Origin of the sequence: Novosphingobium soli (assembly GCF_042432915.1) — a bacterium.
Taxonomy (GTDB): Bacteria; Pseudomonadota; Alphaproteobacteria; order Sphingomonadales; family Sphingomonadaceae; genus Novosphingobium; species Novosphingobium soli.
This window is the reverse complement of the sequence record NZ_JBHLWK010000013.1, coordinates 174,819-193,940: the sequence shown is the minus strand read 5'-3', so window position 1 is coordinate 193,940 and position 19,122 is coordinate 174,819. Positions and strand designations below refer to the sequence as shown.

Genomic DNA, 19,122 nt, shown 5'->3' with positions numbered 1-19,122 from the left:
GTACACACGCATGATTCTGCAGACCACCCTCAGCCTTACAGCCGCCGCCGCGGTACTCGCATTCTGGCTGAGCCTGCGCGTGTCGACCGTGCGCTACGTCGCCAAGGTGTGGCACGGCGACGGAGAGAATCCGGTGCTCCTGCGCCGCATGCGGGCCCAGGCGAACTACGTCGAGAACACGCCCTTCGTACTGATCCTGGTCGCCGCGATCGAACTGTCAGGCAGGGGCGGGCAGTGGCTGGCGATCGTCGGCGCGGTCTACCTCCTTGCCCGGATCGCGCACGCCTTCGGGATGGACAAGCCCGAGACGTCGCCGCTGCGCGCGATCGGGTTTCTCGTCACGGTCCTGACACTGCTCGGCCTGGCCGTAGTGGCGGTGCTGATCGCCCTAGCGCGGTTCTGAAGGGGCGTACGCGCGGAGCCTCGCCGATCCGCTCAGCCCGGCAGACCGCGGGCGAGCGCCTCATCCCCCACGTAGGGATTGCTGCGGCGTTCCTGCCCGAAGGTGCTGACCGGCCCGTGCCCGGGAACGAACGTCACGTCGTCACCCAGGGGCCACAGCTTCCGGGTGATGGAATGGATGAGGTCCTGCAGGTTCCCGCGCGGGAAGTCCCACCGCCCGATGCCGCCCTGGAACAGCACGTCGCCGACCATGGCGAACCGGCTGGGGGCGTGATGGAAGACGACGTGGCCGGGCGTGTGCCCGGGGCAGTGGACGACATCGAGTTCCAGGTTGCCGACCGTCACCGTATCGCCATCGTCCAGCCAGCGGTCAGGCTCGAACGTGTGCGCCTCCATGTTCCAGCGCGGACCATCGTCGCTGAGCTGGGCGATCCAGAAGCGATCCTCCTCCTGCGGCCCCTCGATCGGCACGCCCATCTCCCTGGCCAGCACCCCGGCCTGCCCGCAGTGGTCGAGGTGACCGTGGGTGACCAGGATCTTCTCGAGAGTGACGCCCGTCTTGTCCAGCGCCTGGCGCAGCTTGGGCAGGTCGCCGCCGGGATCGACCAGCGCCCCGCGCATCGTCTCGGTGCACCACAGCAGCGAGCAGTTCTGCTGCAGCGGCGTGACGGGAATGATGCCCACGCGCATCGGTTGCTGTGTCGGGTTGCCTTGCGTCATGGCTGCGGAAATGGCCGCGATGGGGCGCGAATGCAACCGGGCTAGATGCGCCCGCCCTTCCAGACGACGCGGCCGATCACGTCCACGTCGCCGGCCGCGCACTCGACCGGAGGATAGGCGGGATTGTCGCTGATGAGCACGATGAGACCGGGCCGGGCCGTCTCCAATCGCTTCACCAGCAGGCTGCCGCCGAGCCGGACCACATGGATGCCGTTGCGCGGCGGACCCGCGATGCGCTCGACCAGGATCTCGTCGCCGTCGCGCAGGGTCGGATCCATCGAATCGCCCGATACCGCGATGGCCGAGACACGCTCTGGCTGGAGCCCCATCGCCCGCAGCCAGCGCGCGGAGAAGCGGATCGTGTCGAAGACCATGTCTGCGGCCAGCTCCGATCCCGGCCCGGCCGAAGCCTCGATCTCAAGTCGCGGCACATCGACCCAGCGCGTGCGCGCCGGCACCTCAGGCGCGTCGTAGGATATTTCTGCCGCTCTTCCCAGCTCCGTCTCATCCACCCCGAAGAAGCGCGCCAGCATTCCGCGGTCCTGCTCCTCCAGCTTGCGAGGGCTCCCCTTGCGCACGAACTGCTGGAGGTAACTGGGGTTCTTGCCCAGCATCTGAGAGAGCCTGGTCAGGCTTACCCTTCGCTCCTCGGCCAGTTCGAGCAGGCGCCGGCGGACAGAATCGGTTTCCATATTGCCCTCCATAGCGTAGGAATTTTCCTAGACAAGTAGGATTTCAACTGGAACATATAGGGAACAACAAGCGAATCCTACAGGAAAGGACCAGACCGGATGCTCCTGCGCCAGATCGAGCGCTTCCTCCGCGACACCGACATGCCCTGGACCAAGTTCGGCCGGCTCGCCGCAAGCGACCCGCGGTTCGTGGCCGACCTGCGCAACGGCCGCATCCCGCGCGAGCACGTGGCGCAGCGGGTGGAGCGCTTCATGAACGCCTATCGCAACGCGCCCAAGGAGGATCGCCATGCAGGCTGATCTCGTACACCAGACCGTTCGCCCCCGAATTCTGCCCTCGCCACGACCGCGTGGTCCCTGGGTGCGGCTGCTGTCGCAGGTGCTCGCGCTTGCCGGCCCCTTGGCCGACTTCCTGCGTCACGCAGAGCGCCCCTGGGCGAGCGCCACCTTCGCGGGCGCAAGACACGCCTTGGCCCTCCACTTTTCAGGAGAGGCAGCCATGGCGGCGGGAGAGGAGTTCATCGCGGCGCTTCCCGACCACGAGTTCGCCCTCGCGGGGCACGTCGTCGCCGACGCCACGGTGGCGGCGATCGAGCATCGCCTCTCGCCGCCCTCGCTCACCGTCGAGGTGGAACTCCTGCTGCTGGAGGATTGCGGCCGATGACTCGGCGCGGCCGCAGCCCCCTTCCGGACAGCGGCCCTGCCCGCAGCAGTTTCCAGGATGGCCGGTCCGCGGGCGCTCAGAGCGCCTGCGACATCTCCTTGATCTCGACGTTGAGGATCCGGTCGTTCTCGGAATAGTCCACCGGGCAATCGATCAGGTGGACCCCCGGGGTATCGCGGCAATGCGCCAGCAGCTCCTTGAGATGGGCGGCGCTCTCGACGCGGTAGCCGTTGGCGCCGTAGCTGCGGGCATATTGCACGAAGTCCGGGTTGCCGTAGGACAGGCCGAAATCGGAGAACCCCATGTTCGCCTGCTTCCAGCGGATCATGCCATAGGCGTTGTCGTTGAGGATCAGCACCGTCAGGTTGAGGCCGAGGCGCACCGCGGTCTCCAGTTCCTGGCTGTTCATCATGAAGCCGCCGTCGCCGCACACGGCGAGCACCTTGCGCCCGGGATAGACCATCGCGCTGGCCATCGCAGAAGGCAGCCCCGCCCCCATCGTCGCCAGCGCATTATCGAGCAGGACCGTGTTCGGCTTCATCGCGCAGTACCCGCGCGCGAACCAGAGCTTGTAGATCCCGTTGTCGAGGCAGACGATGGCATCGTCAGGCAGCGCTTCGCGGATCTGCTGCACGGCGTGGGGCGGGAAGATCGGGAACCGTTCGTCCGCCGCCAGCCTTGCGGTGTGCTCCACTTCCGCGGCACGGTAGCGCAGCATGGCATCGAAGTTCCACTTCGACGAGGGCGTGACCGCTTCCTTGATCTGCCACATGGCATTGGCGATGTCGCCGATCACTTCGACATGCGGGAAGTAGACCGGATCGACCTCGGCGGTCTTGGTCGAGACGTGGATCACCACGCGGTCGCTGCGCGTGCCGTCGTTCTGCATGAAGAACGGCGGCTTCTCGATCACGTCGTGGCCGATGTTGAGGATGCAGTCGGCATCGTCGATGGCGCGGTGGACGAAATCACCCGAGGAGAGCGCCGCGCAACCCAGGAACTTGGGGTGGCGCTCGTCGATCACGCCTTTGCCGAGCTGCGTGGTGAGGAAGGGGATGCCCGTCTTCTCCACGAACTCGCCCAGCATCTTGCTGGTCATCTTGCGATTGGCCCCGGCCCCGATCACCAGGATCGGGCGCTTGGCGGTCTGCAGCGCCTCCACGGCCTGCGCGATCGACTTCACGTCGGCTGTGGGGCGGCGCACGATGGAGCGCGGCACCGGCCGCGAATCGGTGTGTTCGTCGGCGATGTCCTCGGGCAGCTCGATATGCGTGGCGCCCGGCTTCTCCTCCTCCGCGATGCGGAACGCCTCGCGCACGCGGCTGGGGATGTTGTCCGAGGACGCCACCTGGTGGGCGTACTTGGTGATCGGCTGCATCATCGAGACGACATCCAGGATCTGGAAGCGACCCTGCTTCGACTTCTTGATCGGCTTCTGACCGGTGATCATCAGCATCGGCATGCCACCCAGCGTCGCATAGGCGGCGGCCGTGACGAAGTTCGTGGCACCGGGCCCCAGCGTGGAGAGGCAAACCCCGGCCTTCCCGGTGTGCCGCCCGTAGGTCGCGGCCATGAAGCCCGCGCCCTGCTCGTGCCGCGTGAGGATCAGCTTGATCTGCTTGGAGCGCGAGAGCGAGTCGAGGAAGTCCAGGTTCTCCTCGCCGGGCACGCCGAAGATGTACTCGACCCCCTCCTGTTCGAGGCACTCGATGAACAGGTCCGACGCCTTGCGCTTGTCGCTCTCAGCCATGATCCGCTTTCCCCACATGTCTTTGCTTCCGGCCGCCTGCACCCGGGCCCTCTCAGGAGGGCTGATACGCGATTTGGCTCCCGGCCGGCCCTGATGAATTCACTAGCCTCCCGACGAAACTAGCAGGTGGCGGCAAGTGTCGCCAGCCGGCCCGGTCAATATCCGGCGGCGAGGTCCACCTGGTGCACCAGTTCGGCCCCGCGGCGATATCGTTCGAGATTGTCGAGGAAGCGGGCCGCGCCGCGTGCCAGCAGGGCGTCCTGCGCACGGCCCGCGAGGTGCATGGAGATGTGCACGTTCTCCCGCGACCACAGCGGGTGGTCCTGCGGCAGCGGCTCGGGCGTGGTGACGTCGAGGAACGCACCGCCGAGATGACCCGAATCGATGGCCGCGAGCAGGGCATCCTGGTCGACGACGGTGCCCCGCGCGAAGTTGAGGAGCGTGGCCCCCGGTTTCATCGCCGCGAAGGCTTCGGCTCCGAACATGCCGGTCGTCTGCGGCGTCGAGGGCACGATCAGGACCACCCAGTCGAAACGGCCCAGGGCGCCCAGCCACTCGTCCTGGCCAAGCTCGCCGGGGCCGGGATGCCGGCGCGCGGTGGTCACCTGCGATCCGAAGGCGCGGAGAAGTTCCGCGATGCGCGATCCGATCTCACCTGCACCGATCACCAGGACCTGCGCGTCGAGCAGCTCGCGCGTTCCGGGCGGCTGGCGGAGCCACTCGTGCCGGTCCTGCGCACGCACCACCTGCCGCCAGCCTTTCGCCATCGTCAGCATGCCCATCAGCACGAACTCGGAGACGGCTTGCGCGTGGATGCCGGCACCATTGGTCAGCCGCACCCCACGTTCCCGCAGGAGGTCGAGCGGAAGCCAGTCCACGCCCGACGACATCGCGTTGTACCAACGAAGGCCCGTCATCCGCCCGATCGCCTCGCGCGCATGCTGCGGAGCGATCATGTCCAGCCAGGCCACCTCCGCCCGGGGCGCCAGCGCGAGGAGCTGCTCCACGTCCTTGAACCAGAGCGGATCCACCCCCTCGGGCAGCCTGCCCTCCAACGTCGGGCGCATGTGGGCGTTGATCACGGCGACGGTCATTGACGGGCTCCGGTTTTCCGCAAGGATAGGATGCAAAGACTGACAGGGAGGATCGTCATGACAAGAGCAGGCATCGCATCGGCACTTGCCGTTTTGGCCATCGTCGCAGGCCCTGCTCCGGCGGCCGCGCAGGACGAGGGCCTGAGCGAGGTGGTGGTCACCGCCATGCGGCGCGACGCCGAGGACTACACGGCAGACATGCCGGCGGTGGGCCTGCGCCGCAGGGCGGACTTCGCCGTCGCCGAGGTCACTGTCACGGGCGACAGCCGCGACAAGGCGCAGCGGGAGAACGAGATCTACGACATGATCCGCAGCGCGATTGCAGCTGCACCGCGCTCGGGGGTGCAGCTTGCCTACGGTGACCGGACGCTGCAGCCGCTCACGCTCGCCAATTACCGGGAACTGTTGCTGATGAACGACTCGCGCCCGGACAGCCAGCGCGTGGCATTCCTCGTGAAAGTGCCGCTGACCGGCGCCACCGACGCTCAGGCCGCCCAAGCCGCGATCACGGCCTTCGTGAAAGCGGTGAAGCCGGTCGGACGCGCGTTGATGAACGAAACGGGCGACCTGACCCTCTCCGTCGTCGCGCCCGACCAGTATCGTGGCGCCGTGGCGGACGCCATTGCGGCCGACGCGCAGGCCATGGCGGCCCGCCTGGGGCCGGAGTACGGAGTCGAGATCGAAGGGCTCAACCGGCCCGTCGAGTGGGCGCGGGCGGGACTCTCGGAAGTGCTGCTCTACGTGCCCTACAAGCTGGTGCTCGTGCCCAAGCGCTGAGCGCGCTTCACCCCAGCTTCCACTCCCAACCCAGCGGATCGCCGTCCATCACTTCGACGCCCTTTTGCGCAAGTTCGTCGCGAAGGGCGTCGGAGGCGGCGAAATCCTTGTCCGCGCGGGCCTGCTTGCGGCGAGCCAGCACCTCCTCAATCTCGGCTTCGGAGATCTCGGCGGTCCGCGGCCGCAGGCGCAGATCGGCGCGGCGAGTGCCGAACAGGTCCAGCCCGAGCACCGCGTCCATGCGTTCCACCACCGCCCGCTTGATCGCAGGGTCGACCTTCTTCGCGGCCAGCACGTCTTCCAGCGCCGTGAGCGCCACCGCCGTGTTGAGATCGTCTCCGACAGCCTTCTCGAAGGTCTCCAGCATCGGCGCCAGCTTGGGATGCGCGGCTTCGCCGGCCTCCACCTCCGATAGGCGCTCGACGGCCATGATCATGCGCTTCAACCGCACCAGCGCCGCTGCCAGACCCTCCCACGAGAACTCCAGCTCGCTGCGGTAATGCGCCTGCAGACACATCATGCGGTAGCCGAGCGGGTGGTAGCCCTTGTCGACGAGGAGCTGCAGCCGCAGGAACTCGCCCGAGGACTTGCTCATCTTGCCCGACCGCTCGACCAGGAAGTTGTTGTGCATCCAGAACCGCGCGCCCGAATTGGCGGGCACGTCGAGGCCGTTGGTGCAGCAGAACGCCTGGTTCTGCGCGATTTCGTTGGGGTGATGGATCTCCCGATGGTCGATGCCCCCGGTGTGGATGTCGAACGGAAAGCCGAGGAGGTCTCCGCTCATCACCGAGCATTCGAGGTGCCAGCCAGGCGCCCCGCGGCCCCACGGAGAATCCCACTCCATCTGCCGCGTCTCGCCGGCCGGGGTCTTGCGCCAGATGGCGAAGTCGGCGGCGTTGCGCTTGCCCGCAACGGCCTCGATCCGCCCCTCGCCCTCTTCGGTCACCGCCCGGGCGAGACGCCCGTAGTCGGAGACGGTGGAAACGTCGAAGTACAGCCCGCTCTCCAGTTCGTAGCAGTGCGCCGGCGCGATCTTCTCGGCAAAGGCGATCATTTGCGGGACATAGTGCGTGGCAATCGACCATTGCGCCGGCTGGCAGATGTTGAGCGCGGCGATGTCGGCCCAGTAGGCCTGCGTGTAGTGCGCGGCGATGTCCCAGATCGACTGCGCCTGCGAACGCGCCATCTTCTCCATCTTGTCCTCGCCGGCATCGGCATCGTCGGTGAGATGCCCGACATCGGTGATGTTGATGACGTGCGTGAGCTTGTAGCCCTTGTGGCTCAAGGCCCGCCCGAGGACGTCGGCGAAGACGTAGGCGCGCATGTTGCCGATGTGGGGATAGTTGTAGACCGTCGGCCCACAGGTATAGACGCGCGCTTCGCCCGGGTGGACGGGCTCGAACGGCTCGAGCTTGCGGGTCAGGCTGTTGAACAGCGTGAGGCTTGGGGTCTCGGTCATGGGCGTGAGCGCATAAGCGGCGCGCCGCGGCAGTCAAGCCGCAGCGCGCGCCGCACCTCGCACCGCACTTCGCTCAGGCGAAGCCGACGAAGCGCACCTGTTCATCGAGAGGAACGCGCTCCCGCTCGAAGGTGTTGAGGACGGCGTCCTCCTGCCGATAGCCGATCGCCAGGCCGCAGAACAGGATGTGGCTCTCGTCCGGGACGCCGATGTGGCCCTTTATCAGGCGAGCATAGAGCGCCATCCACTCCTGCGGGCAGGAATCGAGCCCCTCTTCCCGCAGCAGCAGCATGATCGTCTGCAGCCACATCCCGACGTCCGACCACTGCGGCGGCCCCATGAACCGCTCGAAGTAGCACAGCAGCAGCGCCGGAGCGCCGAACGACACCACGTTGTCTCGGGCCTGCTCCTCGCGCGCCTGCCGGTCGCCCCGCTCGATCCCGAGCGCTCCGTACATGGCGGCGCCCAGCGATTGCAGCCGGGCGAGGTGCCGGGGAGAGCCGTTCGGCTCGGAGAAGCTGTACTCGATCGGCTCCTGCGGCTGGCTGGCGAGCATCTTCTCCTGCAAGGCCCTGAGGGGCTCGCCCGTCAGCACGGTCGCCTGCCACGGCTGGAAATTGCAACCCGAGGGCGCCCAACGGGCCCGGTCCAGCACGCGGCGCAGCGTCTCCAGATCGACCGGGCGATCGGTGAAGGCGCGGATGGATCGGCGGCTGGCGACGGCTTCGGCGACGTTCATGGCATCTCCTGATAGGGTGGGAATTGTTCCGGCCTGCTCACTCTTCCTCGAACAACCCCGCGAGCTGTTCGATCATCGTCCCGCCGAGCTGCTCGGCATCCATGATCGTCACCGCGCGGCGATAGTAGCGCGTGACGTCGTGGCCGATGCCGATGGCGACGAGCTGGACCGGGCTTCGCGCCTCGATCCACTCGATCACGCGGCGCAGGTGAGCTTCGAGATAACCGGCCGAGTTCACCGACAGCGTCGAATCGTCCACCGGCGCGCCGTCGGAGATGACCATCAGGATGCGGCGGTCCTCCTGGCGGGCGAGCATGCGGTTGTGCGCCCAGAGCAGCGCCTCCCCGTCGATGTTCTCCTTCAGCAGGCCTTCGCGCATCATCAGGCCCAGGTTCTTGCGCGCCCGCCGCCAGGGCTCGTCGGCCTTCTTGTAGATGATGTGGCGCAGGTCGTTGAGGCGCCCGGGGTGCTGCGGCTTGCCGTTGGACAGCCACGCCTCTCGGCTCTGTCCGCCCTTCCAGGCGCGGGTCGTGAAACCGAGGATCTCCACCTTGACCCCGCAGCGCTCCAGCGTGCGGGCGAGGACGTCGGCGCTGATCGCCGCGATCGAGATCGGCCGCCCCCGCATGGAGCCCGAGTTGTCGAGCAGCAGGGTCACCACGGTGTCCTTGAACTCGACGTCGCGCTCGACCTTGTAGGACAACGACTGCCCCGGAGAGACGACCACGCGCGCGAGCCGGGCGGCGTCCAGCAGCCCCTCCTCCTGGTCGAAGTCCCAGGACCGGTTCTGCTGCGCCATGAGGCGGCGCTGCAGACGGTTGGCGAGGCGGGTCACCACGCCCTGCAGGCCCTTGAGCTGGGCATCGAGGTAGGCGCGCAGCCGCGTCAGCTCTTCCTCGTCGCAAAGCTCGGAAGCGTCCACCACCTCGTCGAAAGCCTCCGTGAAGACCTTGTAGTCGAAGCTGTCGGGAATGTCGGTCCAGGGGCGATTGGGGCGGACGGGCATCATGCCCTCGTCACCCTCCTGGCCTTCCTCGCCTTCCTCCATGTCGTCGGAGGTCTCGCCCTCAGACTCGCTCTCCCCCTCGTCGTCGCCCTGCGACGGTTCGGCCGCCATCTCGGCGGGCTGCTGGTCCTGCCCCTGCTCGCCGCCGTCCTCCTGCTCCTCGGTCTCCTCCTCGCCGTCCATGTCGTCGGCTTCGTTGGGTTCCTGCGGCATCTCCTCGGCACGCGTCAGCTCCAGGTGCTGCAGCATGTCCAGCGAGAGCGACTGGAAGGCCTTCTGGTCCTCGAGCGAATTCGCGAGCGCGTCGAAGTCGGCGCCGGCCTTCCGCTCGATCCACTTGCGGACCATCTCGACCCCGGGACGCGCGGCCTCGGGGATTTCCTGTCCCGTCAGTCGTTCGCGAAGGAGCAGCGCCAGCGCGGCGGGCACCGGAACGGCGTCGGGAGTCTCGGCCCGGGTGATGGGGTCGGAGCCGATGCGGGTGAGCATCGCCGCGTCGAGGTTGTCGCGCATACCGGCATAGGCGTTGGAGCCGAGCGCTTCGTAGCGCACCATCTCGACCGCATCATAGGCGGCGCGCGCCGAAGGCTCGGACGGCGCGCTGCGCATGTGCAGCCTGTCGTCGTGGTGGCGCAGCTTGAGCGCGAAGCTGTCGGCGAACCCGCGCGCCTGCATCGCGGCTCCGCGTGGCAGGCTGCGGCCCGGCATCGGCACGCGGAAAGTCCCCCCGGTCGAACTGGGCGCATCCGCGGTCCAGTTGACCTCGATCTCCTTGTCCTGTGCAATCGCGCGCGAGGCACCGGCAAGGACGGACTTGAAGCGATCAGCAGGGGATTCGTCGGACATGCCTTCCGCCTAGCGCAGGACGCGGCGGGGCTCAAATGGCATGCGACGGCAGCGCCATTCCCGGCCGACCCGGGACGGCGCTGCGAGGGTACTCAGATCGACTGACCGGTCTTGGCCCAGTCGGCCAGGAACGTCTCGATGCCCTTGTCGGTCAGGAAGTGCTTGAACAGCCCCTTGATGACGGCCGGGGGGGCGGTCATCACGTCGGCGCCGATCCGCGCGGCTTCGAGCACGTGAACGCTGTGGCGCACCGAGGCGGCCAGGATTTCGGTCTCGAAGGCGTAGTTGTCGTAGATCAGGCGGATGTCGCGGATCAGGTCCATGCCGTCGAACCCATTGTCGTCGTGCCGGCCGATGAACGGCGAGACGAACGTCGCGCCGGCCTTGGCGGCGAGCAGCGCCTGGTTGGCCGAGAAGCACAGCGTCACGTTCACCATCGTGCCGTCGCTGCTGAGTGCCTTGCAGGTCTTCAGGCCGTCGATGGTCAGGGGCACCTTGATGCACACGTTGTCGGCGATCTTGCGCAGGACCTCAGCCTCTCGCATCATTTCCTTGTGGTCCAGCGCCACCACTTCGGCGCTCACCGGACCGGGCACGATCGCGCAGATCTCGCGGGTGATTTCCACGAAATCGCGGCCCGACTTGGCGATCAGCGAGGGGTTGGTGGTCACGCCATCGAGAAGGCCGGTCTCGGCCAGCTCCTTGATGTCGGCGATTTCGGCGGTGTCGACGAAGAACTTCATGGGGCGGTGTCCTGTGGATCAGCGAATCTGGCGGCTCCTATAGGCAAAGCCCTCCGACGGGGCCAGCACGCGATTTCTCCGCTGACGGACGCGCCGCGACCGGCGCGCACGCCGGTCAGTCGGGTTTCAGCGCGGCTTCAAGCCGGCGATCAGAGCAGGATCGCTGGTGGAGCCCGGGTCGGCACGAATCTCCGACTCCTGCGCGCCGATCTCGTACCAGATCGCGTTGTCCGCCTCGAGCGCCAGCGCGTGAGCCGCATCGGAAAGGCTGACCCCGGCCAGCGCCGCGACGGCCTGGTTGAGAATGGGATCCTGAGCCGCGCGCATCACGCGGTCGAACTCCGGGATCATCGCGTTGACCAGAACCGGTCCCATCGCCTGCCGCAGGAAGGTGGTGGCCGCCGTATTGTCGCCATTGAGCAGCGCCAGCGCGTCGGTGACGCTCAGGGTCCGGACCGCCTCGGCGACAAGAGGTGCAGCCACCCGCGCACCGTCCTCGGCGATGATATTGAGCTGGTGCTGCAGCTTCTCGCGAAAAAGCGGCGACTTGAGGATGACCTGCGCCGCCGAGCCAGGCCGGCCGAACAGGACGGGGAGATTGATCCGCGCCACGGCGCTGTCCCAGAACCCGTCGGGCTGCGTCAGCCGGGCGAAAGCCCGCTGACTGGAGAGTTCGAGCAAGCGCTGGATGACGCCGACCTGGCGGTTCGCGCCCATGGTCGCGCAGCCGGAGAGCGACACGAAGACGCCGGCCACGATGCCGGCGAGCACTGTGCGACGTTCGAATTGTTCAGGGCTCGGTCCCCAGATGCGCATGTCCACCCTCCTTCACGACCCTGCCTGTCCACGCCTATATGGGCGCCACATGCAACGTGTCCGACTCCTCGTCTTCAACGCCGCACTCGGCGTCCTCGACTATCGCGTACCCCCGGGGATGACGATCGAATTCGGATCGATCGTGATTGCCCCCCTGGGGCCGAGGCAGATCCTCGGCATCGCTTGGGAGGCTGAACGCCTGAACGCGCAGGAAGTGCCGGAGGCGAAGCTGCGCCCCGTGCTGGCGACGCTTCCCGTTCCCCCGCTGGGAGAACGACTGCGCCGGCTGATCGAGTGGACCGCCGATTACTATTGCGCCCCGCTGTCCGCTGTCGCCCGCATGGCGCTGGGCAGCATCGCTGCGCTGCGAGGGGGCGGCACCACCACCGAATATCGCCTCACCGGGACGGAGCCGGCACGCCTGACCCCGCAACGAGCGGCGGCGCTGGATGCGCTGCAAGGCGAGCAGGGCTCGATCCGGGAGCTGGCCGAGCTGGCGAGTGTCTCCGAGGGGGTGCTGCGCGGCATGGTCGGCGCGGGCCTGCTGGAGCCCGTGACGGTGGACCTGGACCGGCCCTACCCCCCCGCCCGTCCGCAGTTCGCCGAGCCGCATCTCAGCGACGACCAGCTTGCGGCTGCGGACCTCTTCGTCGAGGCCGTGCGTGCGCGGACATTCGCTCCTTTCCTGCTGGACGGGGTCACCGGCTCGGGCAAGACCGAATGCTACTTCGAGGCGGTAGCGGAGGCGCTGCGGCTGGGGCGGCAGGTCCTCGTCCTGCTGCCCGAGATCGCGCTGACCGAGAATTTCCTGCGCCGTTTCGAGCAGCGCTTCGGGGTACCGCCCGTGCTGTGGCACTCCTCGCTCAAGTCCAGCGAGCGGCGCCGCGCCTGGCGTGCGATCGTGCACGGCGGAGCGCAGGTCGTCGTCGGCGCCCGGTCGGCCCTGTTCCTGCCTTACGCGAACCTCGGCCTGATCGTGGTGGACGAAGCGCACGAGGTCTCGTTCAAGCAGGACGACGGCGTACGCTACAACGCCCGCGACGTGGCGGTGATGCGCGCCAAGTTCGAGGGCGTGCCGGTGATCCTCGCCAGCGCCACGCCGGCGCTCGAATCCATGCAGCTGGCCGAGGCCGGCGTATACCGCAAGGTCGATCTCCCGGCACGGTTCGGCGGTGCGCAGCTGCCGGCGATCCATGTCCTGGACCTGCGCGAACAGGCGCCGGAGCGGGGGCGCTGGCTCGCGCCCAAGCTGGTCGAGGCGATGAAGGACCGGCTCGCGAAAGGCGAGCAGTCGCTGCTGTTCCTCAACCGTCGCGGCTATGCGCCGCTGACGCTGTGCCGCCATTGCGGGTACCGCTTCCAGTGCCCCAACTGCACCGCCTGGCTGGTGGAACACCGCTTCAGCAAGCGGCTGGCGTGCCACCATTGCGGGCACGAGGTGCCCGTGCCCGAGGCGTGCCCCGAATGCGGTACCGGGGACTGCCTCGTCGCCTGCGGCCCCGGCGTCGAACGCATCGCCGACGAGGTGGCGGAGATCCTGCCTGAAGCGCGTACGGCTATGGTCACCTCGGACACGATGAACACGCCTGCCGCGATCGGCGAATTCGTCGCCATGGCGGAGGGCAAGGCGATCGACATCATCGTCGGCACCCAGCTGGTCACCAAGGGCTACCACTTTCCGGACCTGACGCTGGTGGGCGTCGTCGACGCGGATCTTGGCCTCGAGGGCGGAGACCTGCGCGCCGGCGAGCGCACCTACCAGCAGATCGCGCAAGTCGCAGGGCGCGCGGGGCGCGGGGCGAAGGCGGGCGAAGTGCTCATCCAGACCCGGCACCCGGACGCGCCGGTCATCGCCGCGCTGGCGAACGGCGACCGCGACGCCTTCTACGCCGCCGAGACGGAGGCCCGCCGCGATGCCGGAGCGCCGCCGTTTGGCCGCTGGGCCGCGATCATCGTCAGTTCGGAAGACCAGGCCGAGGCGCTCGCCGCCGCCCGCGCGATCGGCGGTACCGCGCCGGACCTGCCCGACATGCTGGTGCTGGGGCCCGCCCCGGCGCCGCTCGCGCTGCTGCGCGGGCGCCATCGCTACCGCCTGCTGATAAACGCCCGACGCTCGTCGGAACTGCAGAAGACCCTGCGCGCCTGGCTCGATCCGCTCGAGTTCCCGCGCGGCGTGCGCGTGAACATCGACGTCGATCCCTATTCCTTCGTGTGAGGAGATGGGAGACAAGGCCGCACCCGTGGCCTCCCTCTCGGCAGGAGCGAGAAGTGCCGCCCTTTGGCTTCACCGCGCCTTGGCGATGCTCATCCCGTGCTGGCGCGCCGCATCCTTGGTGGATTCCTCGGTACGGTTGAGCGCCTTGGCGATCTCCTTGAGCCCCTTCCCCTTCCCCGCGAGGGTCTGCAGCTTCTGCAGCTCCTCGGGCTTCCAGGGCTGCTTGTGCTTGGCGACCTTGTCGCTCATGGCGTGTCTCCTGTTGTCCCAAGGTCCTCGGGGACGAATTGAATCTTGATGTCCTCCACGTAGCGCACGGCCTGACCGGTCGGGTCGTTTACGATTGGGCGGGATGAATTGCGCAGCTGCTTACAGGCCAGCTTTGCGTACGTCTCGTACTTCCCTCCACTCGCTTGACACCTTTCCACCTCTCCACGTGGAGACACCTCAATGACAGCTACAAGCCGGAGGAGACCGTTCCTTTCGGGCGGCAGCTTGTTGACTTTGAAAGTTATGTCGGCCGGAAATGTAACCCATGGCTTCGCGCCCTTTTCATCAAACGACATGATCGCCATCTGCGTTCGACCGTAAGAAGGTTCGCCGTCGATAGATGCAGTCGAAGTGTAGTGGAGTGATGTCGCAATATCGCACGCCTTCTCCAAGCTGCGAGGATCGCCTTTACCCTCCCCTGGCTCGCACGCCACGACATGGCCGTCCGGTGCTACCGTCAGAGTTACTATACGAATCATCGGATCTTTCACGCGAGCGGCCTTCACCGCCTTGTAGGCCTGCATAGCCACAGCCTGATCGGGTCTGGGAGATATCAGACCAGCGGCCAAGACGAGAAGGCTCCACATCATACGGCTTCTTCATCCACTTCGCTCTTTACCGGGGCTTTTTCCGCCGCAACCTTTTTCGCGGACGCCTTCTTCGCGGCCGCCTTCTTGGGTGCCGCCTTCTTGGATGCCGCCTTCTTGGCCGGCGCCTTCTTCTTGCCCTTGGCGGGGCCCTTCGCGGCCTTCTCGTCGATCAGGGCGATCGCCTGTGCGGCGGTGAGGTCCTCGGGCTTCTGGTCGCGCGGGAGGGTGGCATTGGTAGTGCCGTCGGTGACGTAGGGGCCGTAGCGACCTGCCATCACCTTGATCTCGCCGCCGCTGGTCGGGTGGGCGCCGAGCACCTGGATCGGCTCGGCCTTGGTCCGCGCCCCGCCGCCGCGATTGGCTGCGTCGGCCAGCAGCGAGACGGCGGCGTTCATCCCCGTGTCGAAGACCTCGGCCGTCGAGCGCAGCCGTGCGTACTTGCCATCATGCGCGAGGTATGGCCCGTAACGTCCTATGCTGGCAGTGATGTCCTTGCCGCTCTCCGGATGAACCCCGACCGTGCGCGGCAGGCTGAGCAGCTTGGCCGCCCATTCGAGGTTCAACTCGTCGATGTCCTTGGGGATCGAGGCGCGCTTGGCCTCCTTCCCTTCGCCGAGCTGGATGTAGGGCCCGAAGCGCCCGGCGCGGCGCGTGATCTCGAGACCGGTCTCCGGATCCTTGCCCAGACCTTCGTCCTCGCCGCCGTCGTTGGCGCCGCCCGGCTGCGCGAACTTGCGGGTGTACTTGCAATCGGGATAGTTGGAGCAGGCCACGAAGGCGCCGTATCGCCCGCCGCGCAGGCTCAGGCGGCCCTTCTCGCACTTCGGGCACAGGCGCGGGTCCGAGCCGTCCGCCTGCGGGGGGAACAGGTAGTCGGACAGGAACTCGTCGAGCGCCTCGGTCACTTCCGAGGGCTTCTTCTCCATGACCTCGTCCGACTTGGGCTTGAAGTCGCGCCAGAAGGCTTCGAGCAACGCCTTCCATTCCTGCCGTCCGCCGGAAACGTCGTCGAGTTCGTCCTCCATCCCGGCCGTGAACTCGTAAGCCACGTAGCGGGGGAAGAACCGCTCTAGAAACGACGTGAGAAGGCGCCCGGATTCCTCTGCAAAGAAACGATTCTTCTCGGTGCGGACATAGGAACGGTCCTTCAGCACCTGGATCGTCGAGGCATACGTCGAGGGCCGGCCGATGCCGAGTTCCTCCAGCCGCTTCACCAGGCTCGCCTCCGAATAGCGCGGCGGCGGCTGGGTGAAGTGCTGCTCGGCGGTGACGTCCTTCTTGGCGGGCATGTCGCCGGCCTTGAGGAAGGGCAGCAGGCCGCTGTCGTCATCGTCCGCCTTGTTGTCCTGGCCTTCCTCGTAGACCGCCAGGAAGCCCGGGAACTTCACCACCTGGCCGCTGGCGCGCAGCTCGTTGCGGCCCGTGCCGTCGCGCAAGGTGATCGTGGTCCGCTCCAGCGCGGCGGAGGCCATCTGGCTCGCCATCGCGCGCTTGAAGATGAGGTCGTAGAGCCGCGCCTCGTCGCCACCGGCACCGTAGCGCTCCTTGGTGAAGTCGGTCGGCCGGATCGCCTCGTGGGCTTCCTGCGCGTTCTTCGCCTTGGTCTCGTAGTGGCGCGGCTTCTCGGGCAGGTAGTGCCCGGAGAAGCGGTCGGAGATCGCCGCGCGGCACGCCGAGATCGCGCTCGGGTCCATCTGCACGCCGTCGGTGCGCATGTAGGTGATCGCACCCGCCTCGTAGAGCGTCTGCGCCACGCGCATCGTCTGGCTGGCCGAGAAGCCGAGCTTGCGCGCAGCCTCCTGCTGCAGCGTCGAGGTGGTGAACGGCGGCTGCGGGTTGCGGCGGTGCGGCTTGGTCTCGACGCCCTCGACCTTGAAGGCGCCCTGCTCCACCGCGGCCTTGGCGCGCATCGCCGTGCCTTCGTCGCCCAGGCTCAGGCGGTCCAGCTTCTGGCCCTCGAACGTCACCAGCCGGGCGGTGAAGTCGGTGCCGTCATGCGCCATCAGCGCCGCGACGGACCAGTACTCCTGGGGCTTGAACGCCTCGATCTCGCGCTCGCGATCGACGATCAGGCGCAGCGCCACCGACTGCACGCGGCCGGCGGACTTGGCCCCGGGCAGCTTGCGCCACAGCACCGGCGAAAGGGTGAAGCCGAACAGGTAGTCGAGTGCGCGGCGCGCCAGGTAGGCGTCGATGAGGTCCTGGTCCAGCTCGCGCGGCTGGGTCATCGCCTTGGTGACGGTGTCCTTGGTGATCGCGTTGAACGTGACGCGCTGCACGTCCTTGGGCAGCGCGCGACGCTTGGCGAGCAGCTCGCGCACGTGCCACGAAATCGCCTCCCCCTCGCGATCGGGGTCGGTTGCGAGGATCAGGCGGTCCGCGTCCTTGGCCGCGTCGGTGATCGCCTTCACCTGCCGCTGCTTGTCGGCGTAGAGCTCCCAATCCATCTCGAAGCCTTCGTCGGGGCGGACGGAGCCGTCCTTGGGCGGGAGATCACGGACATGGCCGTAGCTGGCGAGGACCCTGTAGTCCTTGCCCAGGTACTTCTCGATGGTTTTGGCCTTGGCCGGCGATTCTACGATGACAAGCTGCATTTTCTACTCGATCTGCCCCTACGCGTACGCGCACGCATGCATACACGTACAAGGTGGGTCCCTCTCCGGCAGGGCGTCAAGCCCTCCGAGGGACAGCCCCTTGGCCCATCCCGCCGGCCGGATAAACCATTCAGTCGCCCTGCACAGTGAAATCCGGCGGGAGGATGCACCGCCCGGCGTCGTACCGGCCCACGGCGCGGATCACCTCGGCCTTCTCGGGCTCGATGCGGCGGCCGGAGATCTGGCTATCGACGATCCGGGTGAGCAGGCTGTCGAGCCGGGTGACGAGGTAGCAGTCGATCGCGGGCGCCGCATGCGGGTCGCCCACGCCGGAATCGTCGGTGAGGAAGGCGTAGCGGGACTGCGTGGCGGCCGCCATCGCGCGCATCACGTATTCGGCCAGGTCGCCCACGCCCGAGGCGCCCACGGGAACGATCTGGACCCGCTGGGCCCGCAAGTGCTCGGCAGCCAGCCAGGCGCGCGGAACGTCGGCGGCGTGGGGCGGAGCGTCGGCGACCAGCAGCAGCGTCTTGATCGCGTCGGGCCGCCAGTCGAGCCGGGCGGCGCGGACCAGGGCGTCCTGCATGGCCTCCTCGTAGTCGCCGCCGCCGTCCGCAACCTGCTGTTCCAGGTTGCCGCGGACCGCCGCGACATCTCCGGTGAACCCGAAGGTACGGGTAACGAACTGGTCGCCCCGGTCGCGGTAGAAGGTCATGCCGATGCGGATGTCGATATCCGGATGGCGGCGGTTGAGCCCGGCGACGATGGAATCGAGCTCCGCCTGGAGGAAGCGCAGCTCGTCCGACATCGAACCGGTCACGTCGACCACCAGCGCCAGGTCGAGACGGGTGACCGACCGCGCCCGGCCGTCCATGGTGAAGCCGACGCGCCCCGTGCCCACCGCGCGGGGGACGTCGAGCGTGCGCCAGTCCCCGCCCGCGGCCCGGACCCGCACGGTATCGGACAGGCGGTCCATGCCTGGAAAGAAGACCACCGTGCCGTCCGCCTGCGTGGTGAAGGTCAGGCTGTTGCCGTCCGAGCAGCGCAGTTCCACCGGCACGAAAGGTGCCGGGCGGCCCCGCGCGTCCTTGACCTCTACGGTGACCAGGCGCGCAGTGTCGAGGGCGGGCAGCCCCTGCACCCGCTGCCCCAGGTTGGAGCGACGAACATAGGCGGCGTAGAGCTCGGGGTTGAGGAGATCGTCGTGCTCGCCGGCGGTAAGCGTCCCGCTCTGGGGCCTGGGCTGCAGCGGGGTCGGCGTGACGGGGGGCATGATCCGCCCGGTGCTCTCGGTGCGGGCGACGCGGGGTGCGGAGTGCAGCGCCGGGTCGGTCATCGGCGCGCCGGTCCCACCGGGCGCTGCCGTGGCAGGGGCAGGCGGCGGCGCCGATGCTGGCGGCGGCGGCGGCGGAGGTGGAGGTGGCGGCGGCGGGGGCGGCGCGCCGTCCTCGGCGTCGTCCACGCGGCGTGCCGTCGTGACGATCTCTTCGGCGCCCTCGGGGGAACCGTGGTCGGCTACACCTGCCGGACCTTCGCGCCCCCGCTGCCACGCGGGCTCGGGCCCGAGATCGGGCAAGGAGCCAGGGCCTCGGCAGAACCCCTGGGACTCCGCCTCCTTGGACGGCAGGCGGGAAAGCTGTGTCGCCGGCTGGCTCGTCGCGGGCACGGCTGTCCCGGTAATGGCGAGCATCAGGATCACGGACATGGTCTTGCGCATCGGCACCCCTCCATCTTCTGCCTGCATC

18 protein-coding genes are annotated in these 19,122 nt (G+C 67.8%); 5 read left to right on the top strand and 13 right to left on the bottom strand.

Features of this window, described 5'->3' with window-relative positions:
• Positions 1-10 precede the first annotated feature (10 nt).
• Positions 11-403 (top strand): MAPEG family protein, encoded by a 393-nt coding sequence (locus tag ACFFJC_RS11445; RefSeq protein ID WP_379487641.1) that lies wholly within the window; start codon positions 11-13, stop codon positions 401-403.
• Between the two features lie 32 nt (positions 404-435).
• Here the strand turns inward: ACFFJC_RS11445 and ACFFJC_RS11440 are convergent, their stop codons facing one another.
• Both ACFFJC_RS11440 and ACFFJC_RS11435 read right to left on the bottom strand, forming a co-directional pair.
• Positions 436-1,122, bottom strand: coding sequence for an MBL fold metallo-hydrolase (locus ACFFJC_RS11440; protein ID WP_379487640.1), 687 nt, complete (start codon positions 1,120-1,122; stop codon positions 436-438).
• 41 nt (positions 1,123-1,163) lie between these two features.
• Positions 1,164-1,814 (bottom strand): S24 family peptidase, encoded by a 651-nt coding sequence (locus ACFFJC_RS11435; protein WP_379487639.1) that lies wholly within the window; start codon positions 1,812-1,814, stop codon positions 1,164-1,166.
• 99 nt (positions 1,815-1,913) lie between these two features.
• On the opposite strand from ACFFJC_RS11435, the gene ACFFJC_RS11430 reads away from it, so the two are divergent.
• Both ACFFJC_RS11430 and ACFFJC_RS11425 read left to right on the top strand, forming a co-directional pair.
• Positions 1,914-2,114 (top strand): hypothetical protein, encoded by a 201-nt coding sequence (locus ACFFJC_RS11430; protein WP_379487638.1) that lies wholly within the window; start codon positions 1,914-1,916, stop codon positions 2,112-2,114.
• Positions 2,104-2,478 carry a hypothetical protein gene (locus ACFFJC_RS11425; RefSeq protein WP_379487637.1) on the top strand — a complete coding sequence of 125 codons (375 nt, stop codon included), beginning with the start codon at positions 2,104-2,106 and terminating at the stop codon, positions 2,476-2,478. The genes ACFFJC_RS11430 and ACFFJC_RS11425 overlap by 11 nt, the downstream gene beginning before the upstream one ends.
• Before the next feature lie 76 nt (positions 2,479-2,554).
• On the opposite strand, the gene ACFFJC_RS11420 is transcribed toward ACFFJC_RS11425, so the two are convergent.
• Together ACFFJC_RS11420 and ACFFJC_RS11415 are read right to left on the bottom strand one after the other, a co-directional pair.
• The gene (locus ACFFJC_RS11420) at positions 2,555-4,228 is read right to left on the bottom strand and encodes an acetolactate synthase large subunit (protein ID WP_379487636.1); all 1,674 of its coding nucleotides are present in this window, start codon (positions 4,226-4,228) and stop codon (positions 2,555-2,557) included.
• A 155-nt stretch (positions 4,229-4,383) separates the two neighbouring features.
• Positions 4,384-5,322 carry a D-2-hydroxyacid dehydrogenase gene (locus tag ACFFJC_RS11415; RefSeq protein ID WP_379487635.1) on the bottom strand — a complete coding sequence of 313 codons (939 nt, stop codon included), beginning with the start codon at positions 5,320-5,322 and terminating at the stop codon, positions 4,384-4,386.
• A 57-nt stretch (positions 5,323-5,379) separates the two neighbouring features.
• Here ACFFJC_RS11415 and ACFFJC_RS11410 point away from each other — a divergent pair, with 57 nt between their 5' ends.
• Positions 5,380-6,099, top strand: a complete 720-nt coding sequence (locus tag ACFFJC_RS11410; protein ID WP_379487634.1) for a TonB-dependent receptor — start codon at positions 5,380-5,382, stop codon at positions 6,097-6,099.
• Between the two features lie 7 nt (positions 6,100-6,106).
• On the opposite strand, the gene cysS is transcribed toward ACFFJC_RS11410, so the two are convergent.
• The 5 genes from cysS to ACFFJC_RS11385 all read right to left on the bottom strand — a co-directional run bounded on the left by cysS (position 6,107) and on the right by ACFFJC_RS11385 (position 11,708).
• Positions 6,107-7,558: a cysteine--tRNA ligase gene (gene cysS, locus ACFFJC_RS11405; RefSeq protein WP_379487633.1), complete on the bottom strand. Its 1,452-nt coding sequence runs from the start codon at positions 7,556-7,558 to the stop codon at positions 6,107-6,109.
• A gap of 73 nt (positions 7,559-7,631) precedes the next feature.
• Positions 7,632-8,297, bottom strand: coding sequence for a nitroreductase (locus tag ACFFJC_RS11400; RefSeq protein WP_379487632.1), 666 nt, complete (start codon positions 8,295-8,297; stop codon positions 7,632-7,634).
• 37 nt (positions 8,298-8,334) lie between these two features.
• Positions 8,335-10,149: a cobaltochelatase subunit CobT gene (cobT, locus tag ACFFJC_RS11395; protein WP_379487631.1), complete on the bottom strand. Its 1,815-nt coding sequence runs from the start codon at positions 10,147-10,149 to the stop codon at positions 8,335-8,337.
• A 92-nt stretch (positions 10,150-10,241) separates the two neighbouring features.
• Positions 10,242-10,892: a fructose-6-phosphate aldolase gene (gene fsa / locus ACFFJC_RS11390; protein ID WP_379487630.1), complete on the bottom strand. Its 651-nt coding sequence runs from the start codon at positions 10,890-10,892 to the stop codon at positions 10,242-10,244.
• Positions 10,893-11,018: 126 nt separating this feature from the next.
• Positions 11,019-11,708 (bottom strand): DUF4197 domain-containing protein, encoded by a 690-nt coding sequence (locus ACFFJC_RS11385; RefSeq protein ID WP_379487629.1) that lies wholly within the window; start codon positions 11,706-11,708, stop codon positions 11,019-11,021.
• A 49-nt stretch (positions 11,709-11,757) separates the two neighbouring features.
• On the opposite strand from ACFFJC_RS11385, the gene ACFFJC_RS11380 reads away from it, so the two are divergent.
• Positions 11,758-13,923 (top strand): primosomal protein N', encoded by a 2,166-nt coding sequence (locus tag ACFFJC_RS11380; RefSeq protein WP_379487628.1) that lies wholly within the window; start codon positions 11,758-11,760, stop codon positions 13,921-13,923.
• A gap of 69 nt (positions 13,924-13,992) precedes the next feature.
• Here the strand turns inward: ACFFJC_RS11380 and ACFFJC_RS11375 are convergent, their stop codons facing one another.
• From ACFFJC_RS11375 to ACFFJC_RS11360, 4 genes are all read right to left on the bottom strand, one after another.
• Entirely contained in the window at positions 13,993-14,172 is a 180-nt protein-coding gene (locus tag ACFFJC_RS11375; protein ID WP_379487627.1) for a hypothetical protein, read from the bottom strand.
• A complete protein-coding gene (locus ACFFJC_RS11370; protein WP_379487626.1) occupies positions 14,169-14,717 on the bottom strand; it encodes a hypothetical protein in 549 nt (182 codons plus the stop codon). Before ACFFJC_RS11370 ends, ACFFJC_RS11375 begins: the two co-directional genes overlap by 4 nt.
• Positions 14,718-14,779: 62 nt before the next feature.
• Entirely contained in the window at positions 14,780-17,377 is a 2,598-nt protein-coding gene (gene topA / locus ACFFJC_RS11365; protein WP_379487625.1) for a type I DNA topoisomerase, read from the bottom strand.
• A 130-nt stretch (positions 17,378-17,507) separates the two neighbouring features.
• The gene (locus tag ACFFJC_RS11360) at positions 17,508-19,094 is read right to left on the bottom strand and encodes a vWA domain-containing protein (RefSeq protein WP_379487624.1); all 1,587 of its coding nucleotides are present in this window, start codon (positions 19,092-19,094) and stop codon (positions 17,508-17,510) included.
• Positions 19,095-19,122: the final 28 nt, after the last annotated feature.

What these genes read in the sequence shown, in the direction of transcription:
- ACFFJC_RS11445 (WP_379487641.1), top strand. Translation starts at nt 11, where the DNA reads ATGATTCTGCAGACCACCCTCAGCCTTACAGCCGCCGCCGCGGTACTC.
- ACFFJC_RS11440 (WP_379487640.1), bottom strand. Translation starts at nt 1,122, where the DNA reads ATGACGCAAGGCAACCCGACACAGCAACCGATGCGCGTGGGCATCATT.
- ACFFJC_RS11435 (WP_379487639.1), bottom strand. Translation starts at nt 1,814, where the DNA reads ATGGAAACCGATTCTGTCCGCCGGCGCCTGCTCGAACTGGCCGAGGAG.
- ACFFJC_RS11430 (WP_379487638.1), top strand. Translation starts at nt 1,914, where the DNA reads ATGCTCCTGCGCCAGATCGAGCGCTTCCTCCGCGACACCGACATGCCC.
- ACFFJC_RS11425 (WP_379487637.1), top strand. Translation starts at nt 2,104, where the DNA reads ATGCAGGCTGATCTCGTACACCAGACCGTTCGCCCCCGAATTCTGCCC.
- ACFFJC_RS11420 (WP_379487636.1), bottom strand. Translation starts at nt 4,228, where the DNA reads ATGGCTGAGAGCGACAAGCGCAAGGCGTCGGACCTGTTCATCGAGTGC.
- ACFFJC_RS11415 (WP_379487635.1), bottom strand. Translation starts at nt 5,322, where the DNA reads ATGACCGTCGCCGTGATCAACGCCCACATGCGCCCGACGTTGGAGGGC.
- ACFFJC_RS11410 (WP_379487634.1), top strand. Translation starts at nt 5,380, where the DNA reads ATGACAAGAGCAGGCATCGCATCGGCACTTGCCGTTTTGGCCATCGTC.
- cysS (WP_379487633.1), bottom strand. Translation starts at nt 7,558, where the DNA reads ATGACCGAGACCCCAAGCCTCACGCTGTTCAACAGCCTGACCCGCAAG.
- ACFFJC_RS11400 (WP_379487632.1), bottom strand. Translation starts at nt 8,297, where the DNA reads ATGAACGTCGCCGAAGCCGTCGCCAGCCGCCGATCCATCCGCGCCTTC.
- cobT (WP_379487631.1), bottom strand. Translation starts at nt 10,149, where the DNA reads ATGTCCGACGAATCCCCTGCTGATCGCTTCAAGTCCGTCCTTGCCGGT.
- fsa (WP_379487630.1), bottom strand. Translation starts at nt 10,892, where the DNA reads ATGAAGTTCTTCGTCGACACCGCCGAAATCGCCGACATCAAGGAGCTG.
- ACFFJC_RS11385 (WP_379487629.1), bottom strand. Translation starts at nt 11,708, where the DNA reads ATGCGCATCTGGGGACCGAGCCCTGAACAATTCGAACGTCGCACAGTG.
- ACFFJC_RS11380 (WP_379487628.1), top strand. Translation starts at nt 11,758, where the DNA reads ATGCAACGTGTCCGACTCCTCGTCTTCAACGCCGCACTCGGCGTCCTC.
- ACFFJC_RS11375 (WP_379487627.1), bottom strand. Translation starts at nt 14,172, where the DNA reads ATGAGCGACAAGGTCGCCAAGCACAAGCAGCCCTGGAAGCCCGAGGAG.
- ACFFJC_RS11370 (WP_379487626.1), bottom strand. Translation starts at nt 14,717, where the DNA reads ATGCAGGCCTACAAGGCGGTGAAGGCCGCTCGCGTGAAAGATCCGATG.
- topA (WP_379487625.1), bottom strand. Translation starts at nt 17,377, where the DNA reads ATGCAGCTTGTCATCGTAGAATCGCCGGCCAAGGCCAAAACCATCGAG.
- ACFFJC_RS11360 (WP_379487624.1), bottom strand. Translation starts at nt 19,094, where the DNA reads ATGCGCAAGACCATGTCCGTGATCCTGATGCTCGCCATTACCGGGACA.